1 pseudogene is annotated in these 322 nt (G+C 43.2%); it reads right to left on the bottom strand.

Annotated elements, in window-relative coordinates:
• Positions 1-322 (bottom strand): annotated as a pseudogene (locus tag A3738_RS10615) (molecular chaperone HtpG); the annotation flags it as partial.

Here is a 322-nt window from a genome sequence, read left to right as displayed (position 1 = left end):
ATCCATATCATGCGCACCAGCAACCAAACATGCTGGGCTGTCAGTCAAACGATTCGTCATACGAACTTCATCTACTTTATCTTCAAGTAGCTCTTTGATCTGTTTAACCAATGCTTCGTATGTCTTATTCGCTTCTTCCTGTTGCTTCTTGTCTTCTTCTGCTTCGATCTCACCGAGGTCAAGCTCGCCCTTAGTGATGTCTTGAAGATGCTTACCTTCAAAATCAGACAGGTAAGAGATCATCCAGCCATCAATGCGATCGCTTAGCACTAGAACCTCAATACCCTTCTTACGGAAGATTTCCATATGTGGGCTAGAAATA

This window comes from Oleiphilus sp. HI0066, from assembly GCF_001635725.1.
This window is presented reverse-complemented; position numbering and strand designations above follow the sequence as displayed.